Raw genomic sequence first — 15,724 nt, 5'->3', positions numbered from 1 at the left:
CTGATGATCTCGCCATGGCGATGAAGCCCGAATACGCCGCCGGTCTGCCCGATGGCGCAGCACGGGCCGCCATGCTCTGGCAGGGGGCGGATTGGCAAAGCTTTGGCTTGCAGGCCGCGCTTTTGGCAACGCGTCCGCGCTTTGTCATGTCGGGCCTCTCGGCGATGATGGACCCCGGTCCGGGCTATGGCCCCGGTATTCACCCCTCGGCGGTGATCGACCCGACCGCGCAAATCGGCCAAGACGTGCGCATCGGCGCGATGACGGTTGTCGACGCGGGCGCGCACATCGGCGACGGGTCGGTGATTGGCCCGCACTGTCACATCGGCTGGAAAGCCGCCCTTGGCACCGGTGCCTTGCTGCATTCTGGTGTCAAAATTTGCGCCCGTGTCACCATTGGTGACAACCTTATCGCCCATCCCGGTGTGGTGATTGGCTCTGATGGGTTTTCTTTTGTCACCCCGGAAACCTCTGGCGTCGAAAAGGCCCGCGCCACGCTTGGTGGCGAAGGCAATGACCAAGCGCAATCTTGGGCGCGGATACATTCACTTGGCTCCGTAACCATCGAGAATAACGTCGAAATTGGTGCAAATAGCTGTATTGATCGCGGAACCGTGCGCGACACTGTGCTCCATAGCGGCTGCAAGCTCGATAACCTTGTTCACGTGGGTCACAATGTTGTCGTCGGAGAAGACACACTGCTTTGTGGTCAGGTCGGAATCGCCGGATCTTCGGTTATCGGGTCGAACTGTGTGCTGGGCGGTCAGGTCGGCATTTCCGACAATATCCTTATTGGTGATCGCGCCATTATCGGCGGTGGATCGGGAGTTTTGACCAATGTCCCGGCGGGCCGCGTCATGCTTGGCTACCCGGCGATCAAAATGGAAAACCATGTCGAAAGCTACAAAGGCTTCCGCCGCTTGCCGCGATTGTTCCGTGACGTAGCTGACCTGAAAAAAGCGGTTTCAAAATTGACAGGGAATGACTAAGTCTTGCGCAGAGCGCCAAACCTTCACATAGGCGCAGACACGGGTACAGGACGGGGAAGATGAACGTCAAAGACCAAGTGATCGCAATTGTCGCCGAACAGGCGCTTCTTGACCCGTCCGATGTGACGCTCGAGAGCACGCCAGAGGATTTGGGGATAGACAGTCTCGGACTAGTCGAGGCTATTTTCGCTATCGAAGAAACCTTTGATATTTCGGTGCCTTTTAATGCCAATGATCCAAGCGAAAGCGATTTTGACATCTCGTCGGTCGCCAAGATCATTGCCGGGATCGAAAAACTCATGGCTGAGCAAAAATCGTGAAACGGGTGGTGATCACCGGGGCGGGAACGATCAACGCCTTGGGGTTTGACGTGCCAAGCACGATGCAAGCCATGCGCGAAGGTCACTGCGGCATTGGCCCGCTGGATTTTCAGGATGTTGATCGTTTGGCGATCAAAATCGGCGGTCAGGTGCAAGGCTACGAGCCCGAATCCCATTTCAACCGCCAACAATTGTCGCTTTATGACCGGTTTACCCAGTTCACCTTGTTGGCCGCGCGTCAGGCGATGTCCCAATCGGGCATAGAATTCAGTGGTGAATTGGCGGATCGCTCCGGGGTCATTCTGGGCAATTCCGGCGGTGGTTTGACCACACAGGATGAAAATTTTCGCGCCGTCTATGAGGATGGCAAGAATCGCGTTCATCCCTTTGTTGTTCCCAAGCTGATGAACAACGCCGCCGCCAGCCATGTCAGCATGGAATTTAACCTGCGCGGCCCGACCTTTACGGTCTCAACCGCCTGCGCAAGTTCGAATCATGCCATGGGGCAGGCCTATCAAATGGTGCGCTCCGGCTTGGCCCCGGCAATGATCACTGGCGGCTCCGAAGCCATGTTGTGTTTCGGCGGCGTCAAAGCCTGGGAAGGTTTGCGCGTTATGTCCAAAGACGCCTGTCGCCCGTTTTCCGCCACCCGCAACGGCATGGTGCAGGGTGAAGGCGCCGGTATTTTCGTGTTCGAAGATTACGACCACGCTCATGCGCGCGGTGCTGATATCCTCGCCGAAGTTGTCGGCTTTGCCATGAGCTCGGACGCTGCGGATATCGTCATGCCCTCCAAGGCCGGCGCGGCCCGCGCCATTTCGGGCGCTTTGCGCGATGGTCAGATCGACAAAACCCGCGTTAGCTATGTCAACGCCCATGGCACCGGCACGGCGGCGAATGACAAAACCGAATGCGCGGCCGTGGCCGATGTCTTTGGCGCCCATGCTGACAATCTAATGATGTCCTCTACCAAATCCATGCACGGCCATTTGATCGGCGGCACCGGCGCGGTCGAGCTATTGGCCTGTCTGATGGCGTTGCGCGACGGGGTCATCGCCCCGACAATCGGCTACGAGGAACCCGATCCCGAATGCGCCTTGGACGTTGTGCCCAATGTCGCGCGCGAGGCCAAGGTTGACGTGGTCATGTCCAACGCCTTCGCTTTTGGTGGCCTGAACGCAGTCATGGCTTTGGCGCGCGCCTAAGGGTTCGGCACCTCAATAAAACGGCACCCGTTCCAACGCCCCCAAAGGGGGTGTGGCCCTTCATTTCGTCGGTTCTTAACAGCCCAAGCCAATCTCCCCCAAACTCGGGGTGTTTTGTACAGATTGGTGGAAACACCTCTAAATCCCGGGCGGAACGATCCGAGACCAAACTCCCCCAAATTCACCACGTTTTGTACCGATTGCCTTTGGCAAAGTTGCGCGCTCGTTGCGGTGATACCTTGCTAACCGGGCGGGCGTTGCGTCAAAATCGGTTGTTGAACGGGTTGGGCGGACACGCAAAACGTGTCACGCCTGTCCTCATTTAATACCCGCGCCAGATCCAGCCACCGCCAAAAATCCGCGAACTGTCGGTGTCATAGAACACACAGGCCTGACCGGGGCTGACCCCTTCTTCGGGCGTGATGAGTTCGACTTCCGCTTCGGTTTCCGAAAGCGGGCGAATGATTGCTTCGCGTGGTGGGCGGGTTGATCGCACTTTGACCGCCACATGCCATTCCTTTTGCGAGGTAAAAGGTTCATCTCCTAACCAATTGATTTCCCTCACAGGAATCGTTCGGGTCGACAGCATGTCCTTGGGGCCTACCACCACTTGTTTGGCATCAACATCCAACCGGACCACATATAAGGGCTCGCTCAGACCTCCAATGCCAAGGCCACGGCGCTGGCCAATGGTGTAGTGAATAACGCCCTCATGCGTGCCCAAAACCCGGCCATCCGCATGCACGATCTCACCCGGTTCCGCCGCACCGGGGCGCAGTTTTTCGATGACTCCGGCATAATTGCCATCGGGAACAAAGCAAATGTCCTGACTGTCCGGCTTATCCGCCACGGCCAACCCATATTTCGCCGCCAACTCGCGCGTCGCGTCCTTGGACGGCAAATGCCCGAGGGGAAAACGCAGAAAGTCCAACTGGGCCGGGGTGGTCGAGAACAAAAAGTAACTTTGATCGCGATTCGCATCGGTTGCCGAATGAAGTTCAGCGCCGTTGGTGCCCATTTTGCGCTGAATGTAGTGACCGGTTGCCATGCAATCGGCGTCCAGATCCTTGGCCGTCTCCAAAAGATCCTTAAATTTGACTCTTTCATTGCAGCGAATACAAGGCACCGGCGTGGCCCCGCCAAGGTAGCTATCGGCGAATTCTTCGATCACCGCCTCTTGGAAAATGTTCTCATAATCCAAGACGTAGTGGGGAAAATTCATCTCTTCTGCGACGCGGCGCGCGTCGTGAATATCGATGCCTGCACAACAGGCCCCTTTTTTGGCCAAAGCCGCGCCATGGTCATATAGTTGTAGGGTTACGCCCACCACATCATAGCCCTCATCCTTGAGCATGGCCGCCACAACAGAGCTGTCGACGCCACCGGACATGGCAACAACAACGCGGGTTTCGGACGGTGGCTTGGGCAGGCCCAGCGAATTGAGCGGGCTTGGATCGAGTGGCATTGAGAATCTCCTGAAGACGCACAAGAATATAGGAAAAATCGAACTACTCTCAAGGGGCAGCTTTAGTCCCCGTTAAACTGCGCATGTCTTGATAGCCTCAAATCGAGACGTGGAGTATATAATGTTTCTGAAAAAGATTGAGGGGCCCCGTGCAGTTAAGCTTCCTGATGGCAGCATGATGACCCGTGCGGACCTTCCCCCAGCAGAAACGCGCCGGTGGGTGGCATCGCGCAAATCATCTGTGGTCAAAGCCGTGCAATTTGGCCTTCTGACACCAGACCAGGCCCAAGAGCGCTATAGTCTAAGTGAAGAAGAGCTTTTGGAATGGGTGCGTGCGGCAACAGAACATGGGGAAGAGGCTCTTAAGGTGACCCGAGTTCAGAAATATCGACAACCATAGATGGAATTTTGCAAGTTCTGATCTATGTTAGTGGCGCGTTAACCTTTTTATTTCAGAGTACCGTTAACACGTACTAATTTCTGGAGACAGCACATGCGTATTCTGTTGGTGGAGGACGATCCAACAACCTCCAAGAGCATCGAACTGATGCTGAGCCATGCGAACCTGAACGTTTATTCAACGGATCTGGGCGAGGAGGGGATCGATCTTGCCAAGCTATATGATTACGATCTGATCCTCCTGGACCTGAACTTGCCTGACATCAATGGGCATGAAGTGTTGCGTCAGTTGCGTGTTGCTCGGATCGAAACCCCGATTTTGATCCTTTCCGGGGACGACGATACTCAGAGTAAAATCAAAGGTTTCGGTTTCGGCGCGGATGACTATATGACCAAACCCTTTCACAGGGATGAATTGGTCGCTCGCATCCACGCTATCATCCGACGCTCCAAGGGGCATTCGCAGTCGATCATTCGCACAGGTAAGATTTCCGTCAACTTGGATGCAAAGACCGTCGAGGTTGCTGGCAAGCCAGTTCACTTAACGGGCAAAGAATACCAAATGCTTGAGTTATTGAGCCTGCGTAAGGGGACGACGTTGACCAAAGAGATGTTCCTGAACCATCTCTATGGTGGCATGGATGAGCCTGAACTTAAAATCATTGACGTGTTCATTTGCAAGCTACGCAAAAAACTGTCCGAAGCCACCGGCGACGATAACTATATCGAAACCGTTTGGGGGCGCGGCTATGTGCTTCGTGACCCAGAACCTTCGATGGATGAGACCAAAGCAATAGCTGCGACCGGTTGATTTCTGACGCTGGACCTCTGCTCCTTGCATGCCTATCACGGTATCTGTGAACGCGGGACCAAAAGGGCGGAGTGATGTCAGAAACACCACTTGATAAGCTAAATGAAACCGAAGCGCGCGCCGAACTGGCGCGCCTTTCTGCTATTTTGGCCAAAGCGAATGACGATTATCACGGGGCCGATGCGCCGATTTTGTCGGATGCTGAATATGATCGCCTCAAACGTAGAAACGCCGCGATTGAGGAAAACTTTCCAACCCTAAAACGGGCCGATAGCCCCAGTGATTTGGTTGGGTCGACGCCGTCTGATGGATTTGGAAAAGTTCAACACGCTGTGCGCATGTTGTCGTTGTCGAATGCGTTTGATGAGTCTGATGTCGTTGATTTTGACGACTCCATTCGTCGTTATCTTGGCTTGGATAGAGATGCTGACCTTGCCTATACTGCCGAACCTAAAATTGACGGTTTGTCGCTGTCTTTGCGCTATGAAAATGGTGTTCTGGTCCAAGCAGCGACCCGCGGAGATGGGAGTGTCGGGGAAAATGTTACCGCGAATGCCAAAACAATTGCCGATATACCTCATAGTTTAGCAAACGCGCCGGCTGTCATAGAAATTCGCGGCGAAGTTTATATGAGCCACGCGGATTTTGCAGATTTGAACGCCCGCCAACAAGAACGTGGTGGCAAAACATTTGCCAATCCGCGTAACGCTGCTGCTGGGTCGTTGCGGCAATTGGATTCGGAAATCACACGGAGCAGGCCGCTTCGTTTTTTTGCTTATAGCTGGGGTGAGCTTCAGGCGCCTTTGGGGACAACCCAGCAAGGTGCTATTGACGCAATGAAATCCTTGGGGTTCCAAGTCAATCCGTTGACAAAAACTTGTTCGAATACCTCTCAAATGGTTGAACACTATCGACAAATTGAGTTTCAGCGCGCCAGCTTGGGCTACGATATTGATGGTGTTGTGTACAAAGTTAACGATCTCGCACTACAGGCGCGATTAGGTTTTCGCTCGACAACTCCGCGTTGGGCCATTGCTCATAAATTCCCGGCCGAACTTGCTTGGACGCGTCTGGAAGCGATTGATATCCAAGTTGGGCGCACGGGAGCCTTGTCTCCCGTCGCACGATTGACCCCTGTCACTGTGGGCGGGGTCGTTGTCTCAAATGCGACGCTGCACAATGAAGACTATATTGCCGGACGCGATTCTTTAGGGGAAAAAATCCGGGACGGTAAAGACATTCGTATTGGCGATTGGGTCCAAGTCTATCGGGCTGGGGACGTGATTCCTAAAATTGCAGATGTTGATTTGTCCAAACGCCCGCAAGACACGAAGCCATTTGAGTTTCCAGTTGCCTGTCCTGAATGTGGATCGGATGCCTTGCGAGAAGAGGGTGATGCGGTGCGGCGCTGCTCTGGCGGCATGATTTGTCCGGCTCAGGCTGTGGAGCAGCTCAAGCATTTTGTGTCGCGCGCCGTTTTTGACATTGATGGGTTGGGTGCCAAACAGGTGGAGCAGTTTCACCTAGATGGGTGGGTGCGTGAACCGGCAGATATCTTTACACTAGAAGACCGGTTTAGCTCCGGGATTCAGCAGCTCAAGAACCGCGAAGGTTGGGGCGAGAAATCTGCCCTCAATTTGTTTGATGCTATACGGCAAAGTCGGGCCGTTCCTCTGGGCCGGTTGATTTTTTCGATGGGTATTCGCCATGTCGGCGAAAGTGCCTCCAACTTATTGGCGCGTCACTATGGGGCTTGGTCGGATTTTGAACAGGCAATGGTGGATGCGGCGGACTTCGAAGGCCCAGCTTGGGATGACTTGTTGGGGATTGATGGCGTGGGGCGGGTCATGGCCACATCCTTGGTTTCGGCCATGAATCAAGAGGCCGAACGCGCGTCAATTGACCGTTTGGTTGCTCTGTTAGATGTACAAGATGCAGAAAAGCCCGACACATCCGATAGTCCGGTGGCCGGAAAAACCGTGGTTTTTACCGGGTCTTTGGAAAAAATGACCCGAGCTGAGGCAAAGGCGCGGGCCGAATCTTTGGGTGCGAAAGTATCTGGTTCGGTCTCCAAAAAAACGGATATTGTTGTTGCTGGTCCTGGGGCCGGGAGCAAGGAAAAGAAAGCCCGTGAGTTAGGGTTAACCTTGTTGGACGAGGATGGCTGGTTGGAGTTGATAGCCAAATGAGCGGACGCCCTGAGGTTCTCTGGCCTCTATTTGCCGATCTGAAGGGGCTGGACGGAATCGGCCCCAAAACGGCGCAGGCTTTTGAGCAACTTGATATAATTGCTCCGCGGGATTTGCTCTTTTCCCTGCCGTATTCTGGGATCGACAGGCGGATAAAGGAGTCCGTTTTAGACGGTGACCTTCCGGGGGTCGTGACGGTTGAGGTCGAAATAGGTCAACATCGACCGGCCCGTAACCGGGGCGGGGCCTATAGAATTGAGGCGACGGATCGCAAGACCGCTCTTCAACTGTTTTTTTTCCATGGGCGTTCTGATTATTTGAACCGTGTTCTCCCTGCGGGGTGCACCAAACTTGTGTCGGGGCGGGTCGAGATTTTTGATAACCTGCCTCAGATGGTTCACCCGGATCATATTCTTGGTCCGGATGAGGCGGACAGCTTACCTTTGTTTGAGCCGGTGTACCCTTTGACCTCTGGTGTGACACAGAAGATTGTGGCGCGAGCAATGAAAGATGCGTTGACGCGTTTGCCTGTGATGCCAGAGTGGATCGACAATTCTCAAATGGCTCAGGAGGGCTGGCCAAGTTGGGTCGAGGCCGTAAATTCTGTTCATGCCCCCCAAAACAGCGGTGATCTTGCAGCAACGTCCCCGGATCGTGCGCGTTTGGCCTATGATGAGCTGATGGCGCATCAATTGACTCTCGCCTTGGCGCGGGCGGACCAACGCAAAGCAAAGGGCATTGTCAGTTCTGGTACCGGTGTTTTACGTGCACGTGTTTTGGGGAACTTGCCTTACAAACCAACCGGAGCGCAGCTTCGGTCCATGGAAGAAATTGCTTCTGACATGGCCCTACCGGAAAAAATGAATAGATTGCTTCAGGGCGATGTTGGCGCGGGCAAAACCTTGGTGGCGTTTATGGCCCTTTTGGTTGCGGTTGAAGCCGGTGGGCAAGGGGTGATGATGGCCCCAACGGAAATTCTTGCGCGTCAACATTTGGAAGGCTTGCAGCCCTTGGCAGAAGACGCCGGTGTTGTTCTGGAATTGTTAACAGGGCGCGACAAAGGGGCGGAACGGCAAGCCAAACTGGCGGCTTTGGAGCAGGGGAATATTCAAATCCTGGTTGGCACACATGCCGTGTTCCAAAAAGACGTTGTTTTTCATGATCTTCGTCTCGCTGTTGTCGATGAACAGCATCGGTTCGGCGTTCGCCAACGGCTTGAACTTGGGCAAAAAGGGCTGGGCGCGGATGTTCTTGTCATGACGGCGACGCCAATACCTCGCTCCTTGGCGCTTGCTCAATATGGCGATATGGATGTGTCGGTGCTTGATGAAAAACCGCCGGGGCGAAAACCGATAAAAACCGCCCTGATTTCTACCGAAAGAATTGATGAAGTTATTGGTCATTTGCGGCGCGCCGTTGCCGAGGGTCGGCAGGCCTATTGGGTCTGTCCGCTGGTCGAGGAAAGCGAAAGCAGTGACTTGATTGCCGCCGAGGCCCGGTTTCGAAAATTGCGCTCTGAGTTGGGCGAGGGAAATATCGGATTGGTACATGGTCAAATGCCGCCTTCGGAGAAAGACGCAGCAATGGCAAAGTTTGTTGCCGGGGAAACCGCGGTTTTGGTGGCAACTACAGTTATCGAAGTTGGGGTCAACGTTCCGAACGCGACAATCATGGTCATTGAACGGGCGGAGACCTTTGGTTTAGCGCAGCTCCACCAATTGCGTGGGCGGGTCGGGCGTGGAAGCGCAGAGTCGACCTGTTTATTGATGTATCAACCTCCGCTCTCTGAAACGGGGATGAGGCGGTTGACGACAATGCGCGAGACGGAAGACGGTTTTCGGATTTCTGAGGTCGATTTGGAAATGCGTGGGGCAGGGGACTTGATCGGAGTCGCTCAATCTGGCTTGCCTAAGTTTCGAATTGCAGATTTAGAACGACAATCCGGCTTGATGGCCGTTGCGCAAAGTGATGCGCGCAAGCTTTTGGCTGAAGACCCCGGTTTGACAAGTGACCGTGGGAAAGCCGCGAGACTGTTGCTCTGGCTTATGCGTCAGGATGAGGCCATCGGCCTGATTTCGGTTGGCTAGATGGTGCTAAAACCGCGTTTGTTCCCATTTGTTCTTATTTGGTTCTTTACATGGGGTTAATTTTGTGGGAACAAAGTGGCAACAAGATGGAACAAACGGAGGAAACACTATGTTGGACACTGTTAAAAGCGCCATGATCCGCCAACAAAATACGCTTTGGAAGGATGGAGTTGGAGCGGTGTCACTTGTGGTTATTCTCTACGGTGCATTGCACCTTCCTATGCTTTGAATTTCTGCCTGCGTTTGTGACTTTGGGCACTTGCATCACCTGTCCCGATGCCTGCCTATCCCTTTTCGGTTTCCTGCCTGTCACCGAAACTGTCCAAAGCACAACAATACGCACGACTGCCCGCCGCCTCCGTCCCCGGAGCGCGGCGGTTTTTTCTTAGAATTTGTACCCGATGCGCACGCCGCCCCAATGTCGGCCGCGGATTGTGATCGGTGCCGACAGATCTTTCATTAAAACGAATGTCCCACCGCCCATATCCCGGCGATAGACTTGTAGCAAAAACGGAGCTTGGTTCTGACCCGCTTTTAGCCCAACACGATCGTCAAACATCCGTCGGTTGCGGCAGTTTCCGGCATTCCACACCGGATCTCTGCTTTGTGGTTGCGAAAACTTTAGGTTATGGGTTGGCAAATATCCGTTTCGGTCAATGGCGGCGCAAAAGACCACCTTGGGATCCCTTTCTAAAACGGGTTCTTGTATGGCCGGCAACACACCGTCGGTCAATTTTGTGAACGCGGTTGTGACCTGTTCGGGGTTAGTTCCCGCAATGGGGCGATAGTTTTCGTCAAAAAACTGATCCATGGTGATGCGACCGCGAGCCAGAGCGTTCTCAAAGACCTCAGCCATCTGTCCGGCCAAGTCCTGAACCATTGTGATCATACCGGAATCGTCGCCATCCCCGCCCAAAGCAACGGAGTGCTGGAGGATGTTTTCGGACGTGTCGACCAGAGTTTCACAGCGCCGCGTGGCTTCTTCTACACCGTTTGTGACATCGGTGACCGACGCCATAATAATTTGAACAGCGCCGTTAACTTGATCAACTGACCCTTTGGCCGCTTCGGTTTCTTTGGCCAAACCATGGGCGTCGTCCCGCAAACTCCCCATGCGCTTTTCGATTTCCGATAGAGCGAGATCAGTTTCCGCCGAATGATCAAGAACTTCTTCGGCTTTTTGAGATGTCGTTTGCGCCCCATGATGCAATCGGGCCATCCATTCAGAAAGTCGTTTGACCGTGGATGAAATGGTATCGGCTGCATCAGCGGTTTTTTGGCTAAGGTCACTCACCGAATCAGCTACAATTGAAAAGCCTTTGCCGGCTGGTCCGGCGCGCGCCGCCTCAATTTTGGCGTTTACCGCAAGGATATGCACCTGCCATGCAATGTCAGAAATTTCAGTATTGGAAAGGCGGACGGCTTGGAGCATTTCTTCTACTGTTGAACTTTCGGCGTGAACCGAACGGACCCATTCGGCCAACTCTTGTGCGTTCTGGCCATTCTGAGCGATAAGCGTCGTAGATTGTTCAACTCTTCCAATGGCTTCATCCGCAGTTTCCGCCATCCGTTGAACCGCTTGGACCATACTGTCACTGTTGGACGCAAGGTTTCTTGTATGCCCTTGAACATTGCCTAAACTATCAAGTTGGGCGTGGCATCTGTCGTCCAACTCTTGCAGAAACCCGCCAATGTCAACGGTTTCACGACCAAGACTCGTCGCGGCTTGGGTCAAAAGGCCGAGTTCTTCTGCCGTATCGGGTGCAGTGAGTTCTGGATTATGGTGCATTTAGCCGCCTCAATTCACGTTCACCGCCCTTGTTAGACGATCTTCGCAAACGGAGGATTAAGCTGACTGCGCTTCTTTTGCCTGATTTGCGGCTTCGGATGCCGCATCAAGCGCCAAAAGGATCGAGGCATGGCGATTTTTATATGCTGCAGCTGGGCGCAGTACTTCTAGCCCATCAAAGGGGGCATCGGGTGTCGGGCCATCCTTCTTCAACATGTCGCGAAGCGCATCACGAGCCTTAGAAATCTGCTCAACACTGCAACCAAAAATCGCCCCGCCAACGATGGACGCCGCGGCCTGGCCCAAAGCGCAGGCTTTTACATCTTGCGCGTAGTCGCTCACCTTGCCATTCGCCATGGTCAAATCGACGGTAACCGTTGATCCACAAAGCGGCGAGCGCTTTTTAACCGACGCATCCGGGGCCTCCAAACGGCCAAGACGCGGAATATCCGCGGCCAGTTCAAGAATTTGGCCTGAATAGAGCTTGATCAGATCGTTATCGCCGGACATGGCTTTTCCTTTATCGCTGTTCTCCATAAATAGGGGGCAACGCCGGTCTTGCAAAAGGTTTTTCACCTATGTCCTTCGATCCTTCGACTTTGGTCTATGACACCAAGGGGCTGATCCCTTGTATCGCCCAGCAGGAGGGCACCGGTGAGGTGCTGATGATGGCGTGGATGAATGCCGATGCTGTGGCCAAAACCCTAGACACAGGCAAGGTTACCTATTGGTCTCGCTCGCGGCAGGCGTTTTGGATCAAGGGGGAGACCTCTGGCCATACACAAGCTTTGGTAGATCTGCGTGTTGATTGTGATCGCGACTGTTTGCTCGCAATTGTGCGCCAAGAAGGCCCGGCTTGTCACACCAATCGGCGCTCGTGTTTCTACACCTCTGTGGTTGAGGGTGAGGAAGTCGAACTGATGAAACCGATGGTCTAAAGACCAACCATTTTGCGGATGTCTTCGGGCGTAGCTCCTTCGGCGCGATATTTAGAAATCGCGCGGGCGTCATCCCGTTTGGCGAGGCGCTTGCCGTTGTCATCCCGAACAAGGGGGTGATGGTGGTATTCAATGGGTGGCAGGTTCAGTTGTGCTTGAAGAAAGCGCTGTATGTAACTGGATTCAAATAGATCTTCTCCGCGAATGGCATGGGTGATCCCGCTGGCGGCATCGTCAATCACAACCGCCAAATGATAAGAAGCGGCCATGCCAGACCGCGCAATCACTGGATCACCAACATGGGTTTGCAGGTGGTCCGTGGTAATATGATGCGTGCCCAGATGCGCTTGTCCGGTTTCGGAAAAGGCGAGCGGTTCAACTAGGGGGGCCTTGGAAAGATCAAGCCTAAGCGCATCGCCGGATTGGCGGTCTTGCATGGATCGGTTGCGGCAAGTGCCGGGGTATATCAGCCCATCAGGTCCAAACCGCGGGACACCTTCTTGGGGCGCATCAAGCGCTACTTCAATGTCGCGACGTTTGCATCGGCAGGGGTAAATCAAGCCCTTGTTGGCAAGATTATTGATCGTGTCTTGATAATCCTCAAAGTGGTTCGATTGTTTGCGCACCGGGCCATGCCAACGAATACCGAGCCACTCCAAATCTTCATAAATCAGGTCTTCCCACGAACTGCGAGCACGGGTTTGATCAAGATCGTCGATACGCAACAAGAATTTCCCACCTACGGCCCGCGCTTTGTCATGTGCCAAAAGGGCAGAATAAGCATGACCAAGATGAAGCGGGCCGGTTGGCGATGGGGCAAATCTTGTTACGAAATTCATGAATCTTAGCCCGTTGCGCTGTCCTGCTCTGGTTGGGCATTAAGCCAATCCGTCCAGACGGTTTTTGCACGATCTGTATAGGCTTTGTAGCGATCCTTGCGGCCGCGTCGGCCGCTTTTCAAGCCATCGACCGGGCGGAACAGGCCAAAATTGACGTTCATCGGCTGAAACGTCTTCGCCTCGGCACCACCGGTGATGTGGTGGATCAATGCTCCATGGGCGCTATCCTGAGGGACATCCGTCAAAGGCGCGCCAGTCATCTCAGCGGCGGCCATACGACCCGCCAGCAATCCCATTGAGGCGCTTTCAACGTATCCCTCGACGCCGGTAACCTGACCCGCGAAGCGAATGTTTGGTTTCGAACGCAGGCGCATTTGCGAATCCAACAACGTCGGAGAGTTGAGGAACGTATTGCGATGAATGCCACCCAAACGCGCGAAAGACGCGTCCGTCAAACCGGGAATCATTTTGAAAACATCGGTTTGCGCGCCGTACTTCATCTTGGTTTGAAACCCGACGATGTTGTACAAGGTACCCAAGGCGTTGTCGCGACGCAGCTGAACAACCGCATAGGGTTTGTTATCGGGCTTGTGCGGATTGGTGAGGCCAACAGGCTTCATCGGTCCAAAGCGTAGGGTTTCACGTCCACGCTCTGCCATGACTTCAATCGGCAGGCAGCCATCAAAATACTTGGCGGTTTCACCGTCATGAAATTCGGTCTTATCCGCCGCCAAAAGAGCGTCGATAAACCCCTCGTATTGATCCTTGGTCATGGGGCAATTGAGATAGGCTTTTTGCTCTTCTTCGGTTTCGCCTTTGTCATAGCGTGACTGCATCCAAGCCACTGACATATCTATGCTTTCGGCATAGACAATTGGGGCAATGGCATCAAAGAACGCCAGGCGATCCGCGCCGGTCTCGGCCTGAATCGCGGCACCTAAAGCTTCGGACGTCAACGGCCCGGTGGCCAGAATCCATTGGCCTTGATCGGGCAGCTCGGTGATCTCTTCAAAAGAGGTTTCGATATTCGGATGTGCCATCAGTCGATCGGTGATGGTCTGGGCAAAAGGATCGCGATCTACGGCCAAGGCCCCGCCAGCTGGAAGGCGATGTTTGGCGGCGCTTTGCATAATTAGGCTATTGGCGGCGCGCATTTCCCAATGCAACAAACCAACGGCATTTTGTTCGCTATCATCCGACCGGAACGAATTCGAACACACCATTTCTCCAAAGTTTCCAGTGCGATGCGCAAAGGTCTTAACCTGTGGACGCATCTCATGCAGGACAACCTGCACACCCAGTTCAGCGGCCTGCCAGGCTGCTTCGGATCCGGCCATTCCGCCGCCGACGATATGTAGCTTTTCAGTCATAGCGCGGATGTAGAGCACCGCAGAGGTTCTGCCAAGAGGGTGCGAGATTTAACGGCGATGTCAGGCCCAATCAGGCGCGCGTTTCTCCAAAAACGCGGTGATGCCCTCGTCGGTATCACGCCACAACATGTTTTCGACCATGACCTCGCCGGTGTAGTCATAAGCTTGATCCAGCGGCAAAAGCATTTGCTCGTAAAAGGCTTCTTTGCCAATCGCCACCGCCGCGCCGAGCTTGGACGCCACGGTTTCCGCGAGCTTGAGCGTCTCGTCCTCAAGATCACCAGCAGGGACAGACCGGTTGATCAAGCCATAGTCCTCGGCCTGTTTGGCCGAGATGAATTTGCCGGTGGTCAGCATCTCAAAAGCTTGTTTGCGCGGGATATTCCGGCTTAGCGCCACCATTGGGGTCGAACAGAACAACCCGATGTTCACACCATTCACCCCGAATTTTGTGTCTTCGGCGGCAATGGCCATATCGCAACTCGCCACCATCTGACATCCGGCGGCGGTGGCGATGCCATGGACCTGAGCAATGACCGGTTGGGGCAGGCGTTGTAGCCCGGTCATCACCTTGGCGCAGCGGGTAAACAGATATTTATAATAGGCGCGACCCTTGTCATCTTGCGCGCGACCAGCCTGCATTTCCTTGAGATCATGACCTGCGCAAAACGCTTTTCCCGCCCCGGACAAGATCACAACCTTGGCCGATTTGTCGGTTTTGAGCGTATCAATCTGCGCTTGTAACGCCGCCAGCATGTCGTCCGACAGCGCATTTAAACGTTTGGGGGCGTTCATGTGCAGGTGAACAATTCCATTAGTGTCGCGACGTTCTAACATTTCAATCTTGTCCTTGCGCTGTCCCAAGGTCAGCGTAGCGGCAAGCGAACAGGGAGGAAAGTATGCAGATTGTCGTTGATGCCGCAGAGATGGACAGCTTTTTAAAAGACGTTTTCCCACAGGTTGAGGGGATGTTTGGCATTGATCGTTTGGACGAAGAGCTTTTGGTGATGCGGTTGTTTGCCGATGAAAAACATCTGCGACCGGGTGGCACCGTTTCTGGCCCGGCGATGTTTTCGCTTGCGGATGTGGCGGCCTATGTGGCGACTATGGCGCGTGTCGGGCGCGAAGCCTTGGCCGTCACCACACATTGCAGCATTGATTTCATGCGCAAACCTGTGGCGGGCGCGGATGTTTTGGCAGAGGCGCGAGTCTTGAAGCTGGGCAAGGCCCTTAGCGTGACGGATGTTTTGTTGTTCAGCGAAGGGCAGGCAGAGCCCGTGGCCCATGCGTCGCTGACCTATTCGTTGCCGCCAAAGCGATAAA

15 protein-coding genes are annotated in these 15,724 nt (G+C 54.2%); 9 read left to right on the top strand and 6 right to left on the bottom strand.

The annotated features are described in order from the left end of the window. The 3 genes from AC5EFR_RS06550 to AC5EFR_RS06540 all read left to right on the top strand — a co-directional run. The coding region (locus tag AC5EFR_RS06550) for a UDP-3-O-(3-hydroxymyristoyl)glucosamine N-acyltransferase (RefSeq protein WP_493575074.1) at positions 1-989 on the top strand (989 nt) is incomplete at its 5' end. Between the two features lie 59 nt (positions 990-1,048). After that, positions 1,049-1,309 (top strand): acyl carrier protein, encoded by a 261-nt coding sequence (locus AC5EFR_RS06545; RefSeq protein ID WP_493575073.1) that lies wholly within the window; start codon positions 1,049-1,051, stop codon positions 1,307-1,309. Further along, positions 1,306-2,514: a beta-ketoacyl-[acyl-carrier-protein] synthase family protein gene (locus AC5EFR_RS06540; protein ID WP_493575072.1), complete on the top strand. Its 1,209-nt coding sequence runs from the start codon at positions 1,306-1,308 to the stop codon at positions 2,512-2,514. Before AC5EFR_RS06545 ends, AC5EFR_RS06540 begins: the two co-directional genes overlap by 4 nt. 322 nt (positions 2,515-2,836) lie before the next feature. On the opposite strand, the gene mnmA is transcribed toward AC5EFR_RS06540, so the two are convergent. Further along, positions 2,837-3,979: a tRNA 2-thiouridine(34) synthase MnmA gene (mnmA, locus tag AC5EFR_RS06535; protein ID WP_299922411.1), complete on the bottom strand. Its 1,143-nt coding sequence runs from the start codon at positions 3,977-3,979 to the stop codon at positions 2,837-2,839. 121 nt (positions 3,980-4,100) lie between these two features. Here mnmA and sciP point away from each other — a divergent pair, with 121 nt between their 5' ends. The 4 genes from sciP (at position 4,101) to recG (ending at position 9,465) form a co-directional block, all read left to right on the top strand. Beyond that, positions 4,101-4,379 carry a CtrA inhibitor SciP gene (sciP, locus tag AC5EFR_RS06530; RefSeq protein ID WP_493575071.1) on the top strand — a complete coding sequence of 93 codons (279 nt, stop codon included), beginning with the start codon at positions 4,101-4,103 and terminating at the stop codon, positions 4,377-4,379. Positions 4,380-4,472: 93 nt separating this feature from the next. Then, complete coding sequence (gene ctrA / locus AC5EFR_RS06525; protein WP_493575070.1) at positions 4,473-5,189, top strand: response regulator transcription factor CtrA; 717 nt, start codon at positions 4,473-4,475, stop codon at positions 5,187-5,189. A gap of 74 nt (positions 5,190-5,263) precedes the next feature. Beyond that, positions 5,264-7,378 (top strand): NAD-dependent DNA ligase LigA, encoded by a 2,115-nt coding sequence (ligA, locus tag AC5EFR_RS06520; protein ID WP_493575069.1) that lies wholly within the window; start codon positions 5,264-5,266, stop codon positions 7,376-7,378. Beyond that, positions 7,375-9,465, top strand: coding sequence for an ATP-dependent DNA helicase RecG (gene recG, locus AC5EFR_RS06515; protein ID WP_493575068.1), 2,091 nt, complete (start codon positions 7,375-7,377; stop codon positions 9,463-9,465). Before ligA ends, recG begins: the two co-directional genes overlap by 4 nt. A gap of 385 nt (positions 9,466-9,850) precedes the next feature. Here recG and AC5EFR_RS06510 read toward each other — a convergent pair whose 3' ends face one another. Next, positions 9,851-11,254: a methyl-accepting chemotaxis protein gene (locus tag AC5EFR_RS06510; protein ID WP_493575067.1), complete on the bottom strand. Its 1,404-nt coding sequence runs from the start codon at positions 11,252-11,254 to the stop codon at positions 9,851-9,853. Positions 11,255-11,311: 57 nt separating this feature from the next. After that, positions 11,312-11,764, bottom strand: coding sequence for an iron-sulfur cluster assembly scaffold protein (locus AC5EFR_RS06505; RefSeq protein ID WP_493575066.1), 453 nt, complete (start codon positions 11,762-11,764; stop codon positions 11,312-11,314). Between the two features lie 68 nt (positions 11,765-11,832). On the opposite strand from AC5EFR_RS06505, the gene hisI reads away from it, so the two are divergent. Continuing rightward, positions 11,833-12,192 (top strand): phosphoribosyl-AMP cyclohydrolase, encoded by a 360-nt coding sequence (hisI, locus tag AC5EFR_RS06500; RefSeq protein ID WP_493575065.1) that lies wholly within the window; start codon positions 11,833-11,835, stop codon positions 12,190-12,192. Here the strand turns inward: hisI and gluQRS are convergent. The 3 genes from gluQRS to AC5EFR_RS06485 are packed head-to-tail and all read right to left on the bottom strand — an operon-like array spanning position 12,189 to position 15,244. Then, positions 12,189-13,031 (bottom strand): tRNA glutamyl-Q(34) synthetase GluQRS, encoded by an 843-nt coding sequence (gene gluQRS, locus AC5EFR_RS06495; protein ID WP_493575064.1) that lies wholly within the window; start codon positions 13,029-13,031, stop codon positions 12,189-12,191. The genes hisI and gluQRS overlap by 4 nt on opposite strands. A gap of 5 nt (positions 13,032-13,036) precedes the next feature. Then, positions 13,037-14,401: a methylenetetrahydrofolate--tRNA-(uracil(54)-C(5))-methyltransferase (FADH(2)-oxidizing) TrmFO gene (gene trmFO, locus AC5EFR_RS06490; RefSeq protein ID WP_493575063.1), complete on the bottom strand. Its 1,365-nt coding sequence runs from the start codon at positions 14,399-14,401 to the stop codon at positions 13,037-13,039. A gap of 60 nt (positions 14,402-14,461) precedes the next feature. Beyond that, positions 14,462-15,244, bottom strand: coding sequence for an enoyl-CoA hydratase (locus AC5EFR_RS06485; RefSeq protein WP_493575076.1), 783 nt, complete (start codon positions 15,242-15,244; stop codon positions 14,462-14,464). Between the two features lie 56 nt (positions 15,245-15,300). On the opposite strand from AC5EFR_RS06485, the gene AC5EFR_RS06480 reads away from it, so the two are divergent. After that, a complete protein-coding gene (locus tag AC5EFR_RS06480; protein ID WP_493575062.1) occupies positions 15,301-15,723 on the top strand; it encodes a PaaI family thioesterase in 423 nt (140 codons plus the stop codon). Position 15,724 lies beyond the last annotated feature (1 nt).

Source organism: Pelagimonas sp., assembly GCF_058892305.1.
This window is presented reverse-complemented; position numbering and strand designations above follow the sequence as displayed.

What these genes read in the sequence shown, in the direction of transcription:
- mnmA (WP_299922411.1), bottom strand. Translation starts at nt 3,979, where the DNA reads ATGCCACTCGATCCAAGCCCGCTCAATTCGCTGGGCCTGCCCAAGCCA.
- AC5EFR_RS06545 (WP_493575073.1), top strand. Translation starts at nt 1,049, where the DNA reads ATGAACGTCAAAGACCAAGTGATCGCAATTGTCGCCGAACAGGCGCTT.
- AC5EFR_RS06505 (WP_493575066.1), bottom strand. Translation starts at nt 11,764, where the DNA reads ATGTCCGGCGATAACGATCTGATCAAGCTCTATTCAGGCCAAATTCTT.
- AC5EFR_RS06480 (WP_493575062.1), top strand. Translation starts at nt 15,301, where the DNA reads ATGCAGATTGTCGTTGATGCCGCAGAGATGGACAGCTTTTTAAAAGAC.
- ctrA (WP_493575070.1), top strand. Translation starts at nt 4,473, where the DNA reads ATGCGTATTCTGTTGGTGGAGGACGATCCAACAACCTCCAAGAGCATC.
- trmFO (WP_493575063.1), bottom strand. Translation starts at nt 14,401, where the DNA reads ATGACTGAAAAGCTACATATCGTCGGCGGCGGAATGGCCGGATCCGAA.
- AC5EFR_RS06510 (WP_493575067.1), bottom strand. Translation starts at nt 11,254, where the DNA reads ATGCACCATAATCCAGAACTCACTGCACCCGATACGGCAGAAGAACTC.
- ligA (WP_493575069.1), top strand. Translation starts at nt 5,264, where the DNA reads ATGTCAGAAACACCACTTGATAAGCTAAATGAAACCGAAGCGCGCGCC.
- recG (WP_493575068.1), top strand. Translation starts at nt 7,375, where the DNA reads ATGAGCGGACGCCCTGAGGTTCTCTGGCCTCTATTTGCCGATCTGAAG.
- sciP (WP_493575071.1), top strand. Translation starts at nt 4,101, where the DNA reads ATGTTTCTGAAAAAGATTGAGGGGCCCCGTGCAGTTAAGCTTCCTGAT.
- gluQRS (WP_493575064.1), bottom strand. Translation starts at nt 13,031, where the DNA reads ATGAATTTCGTAACAAGATTTGCCCCATCGCCAACCGGCCCGCTTCAT.
- hisI (WP_493575065.1), top strand. Translation starts at nt 11,833, where the DNA reads ATGTCCTTCGATCCTTCGACTTTGGTCTATGACACCAAGGGGCTGATC.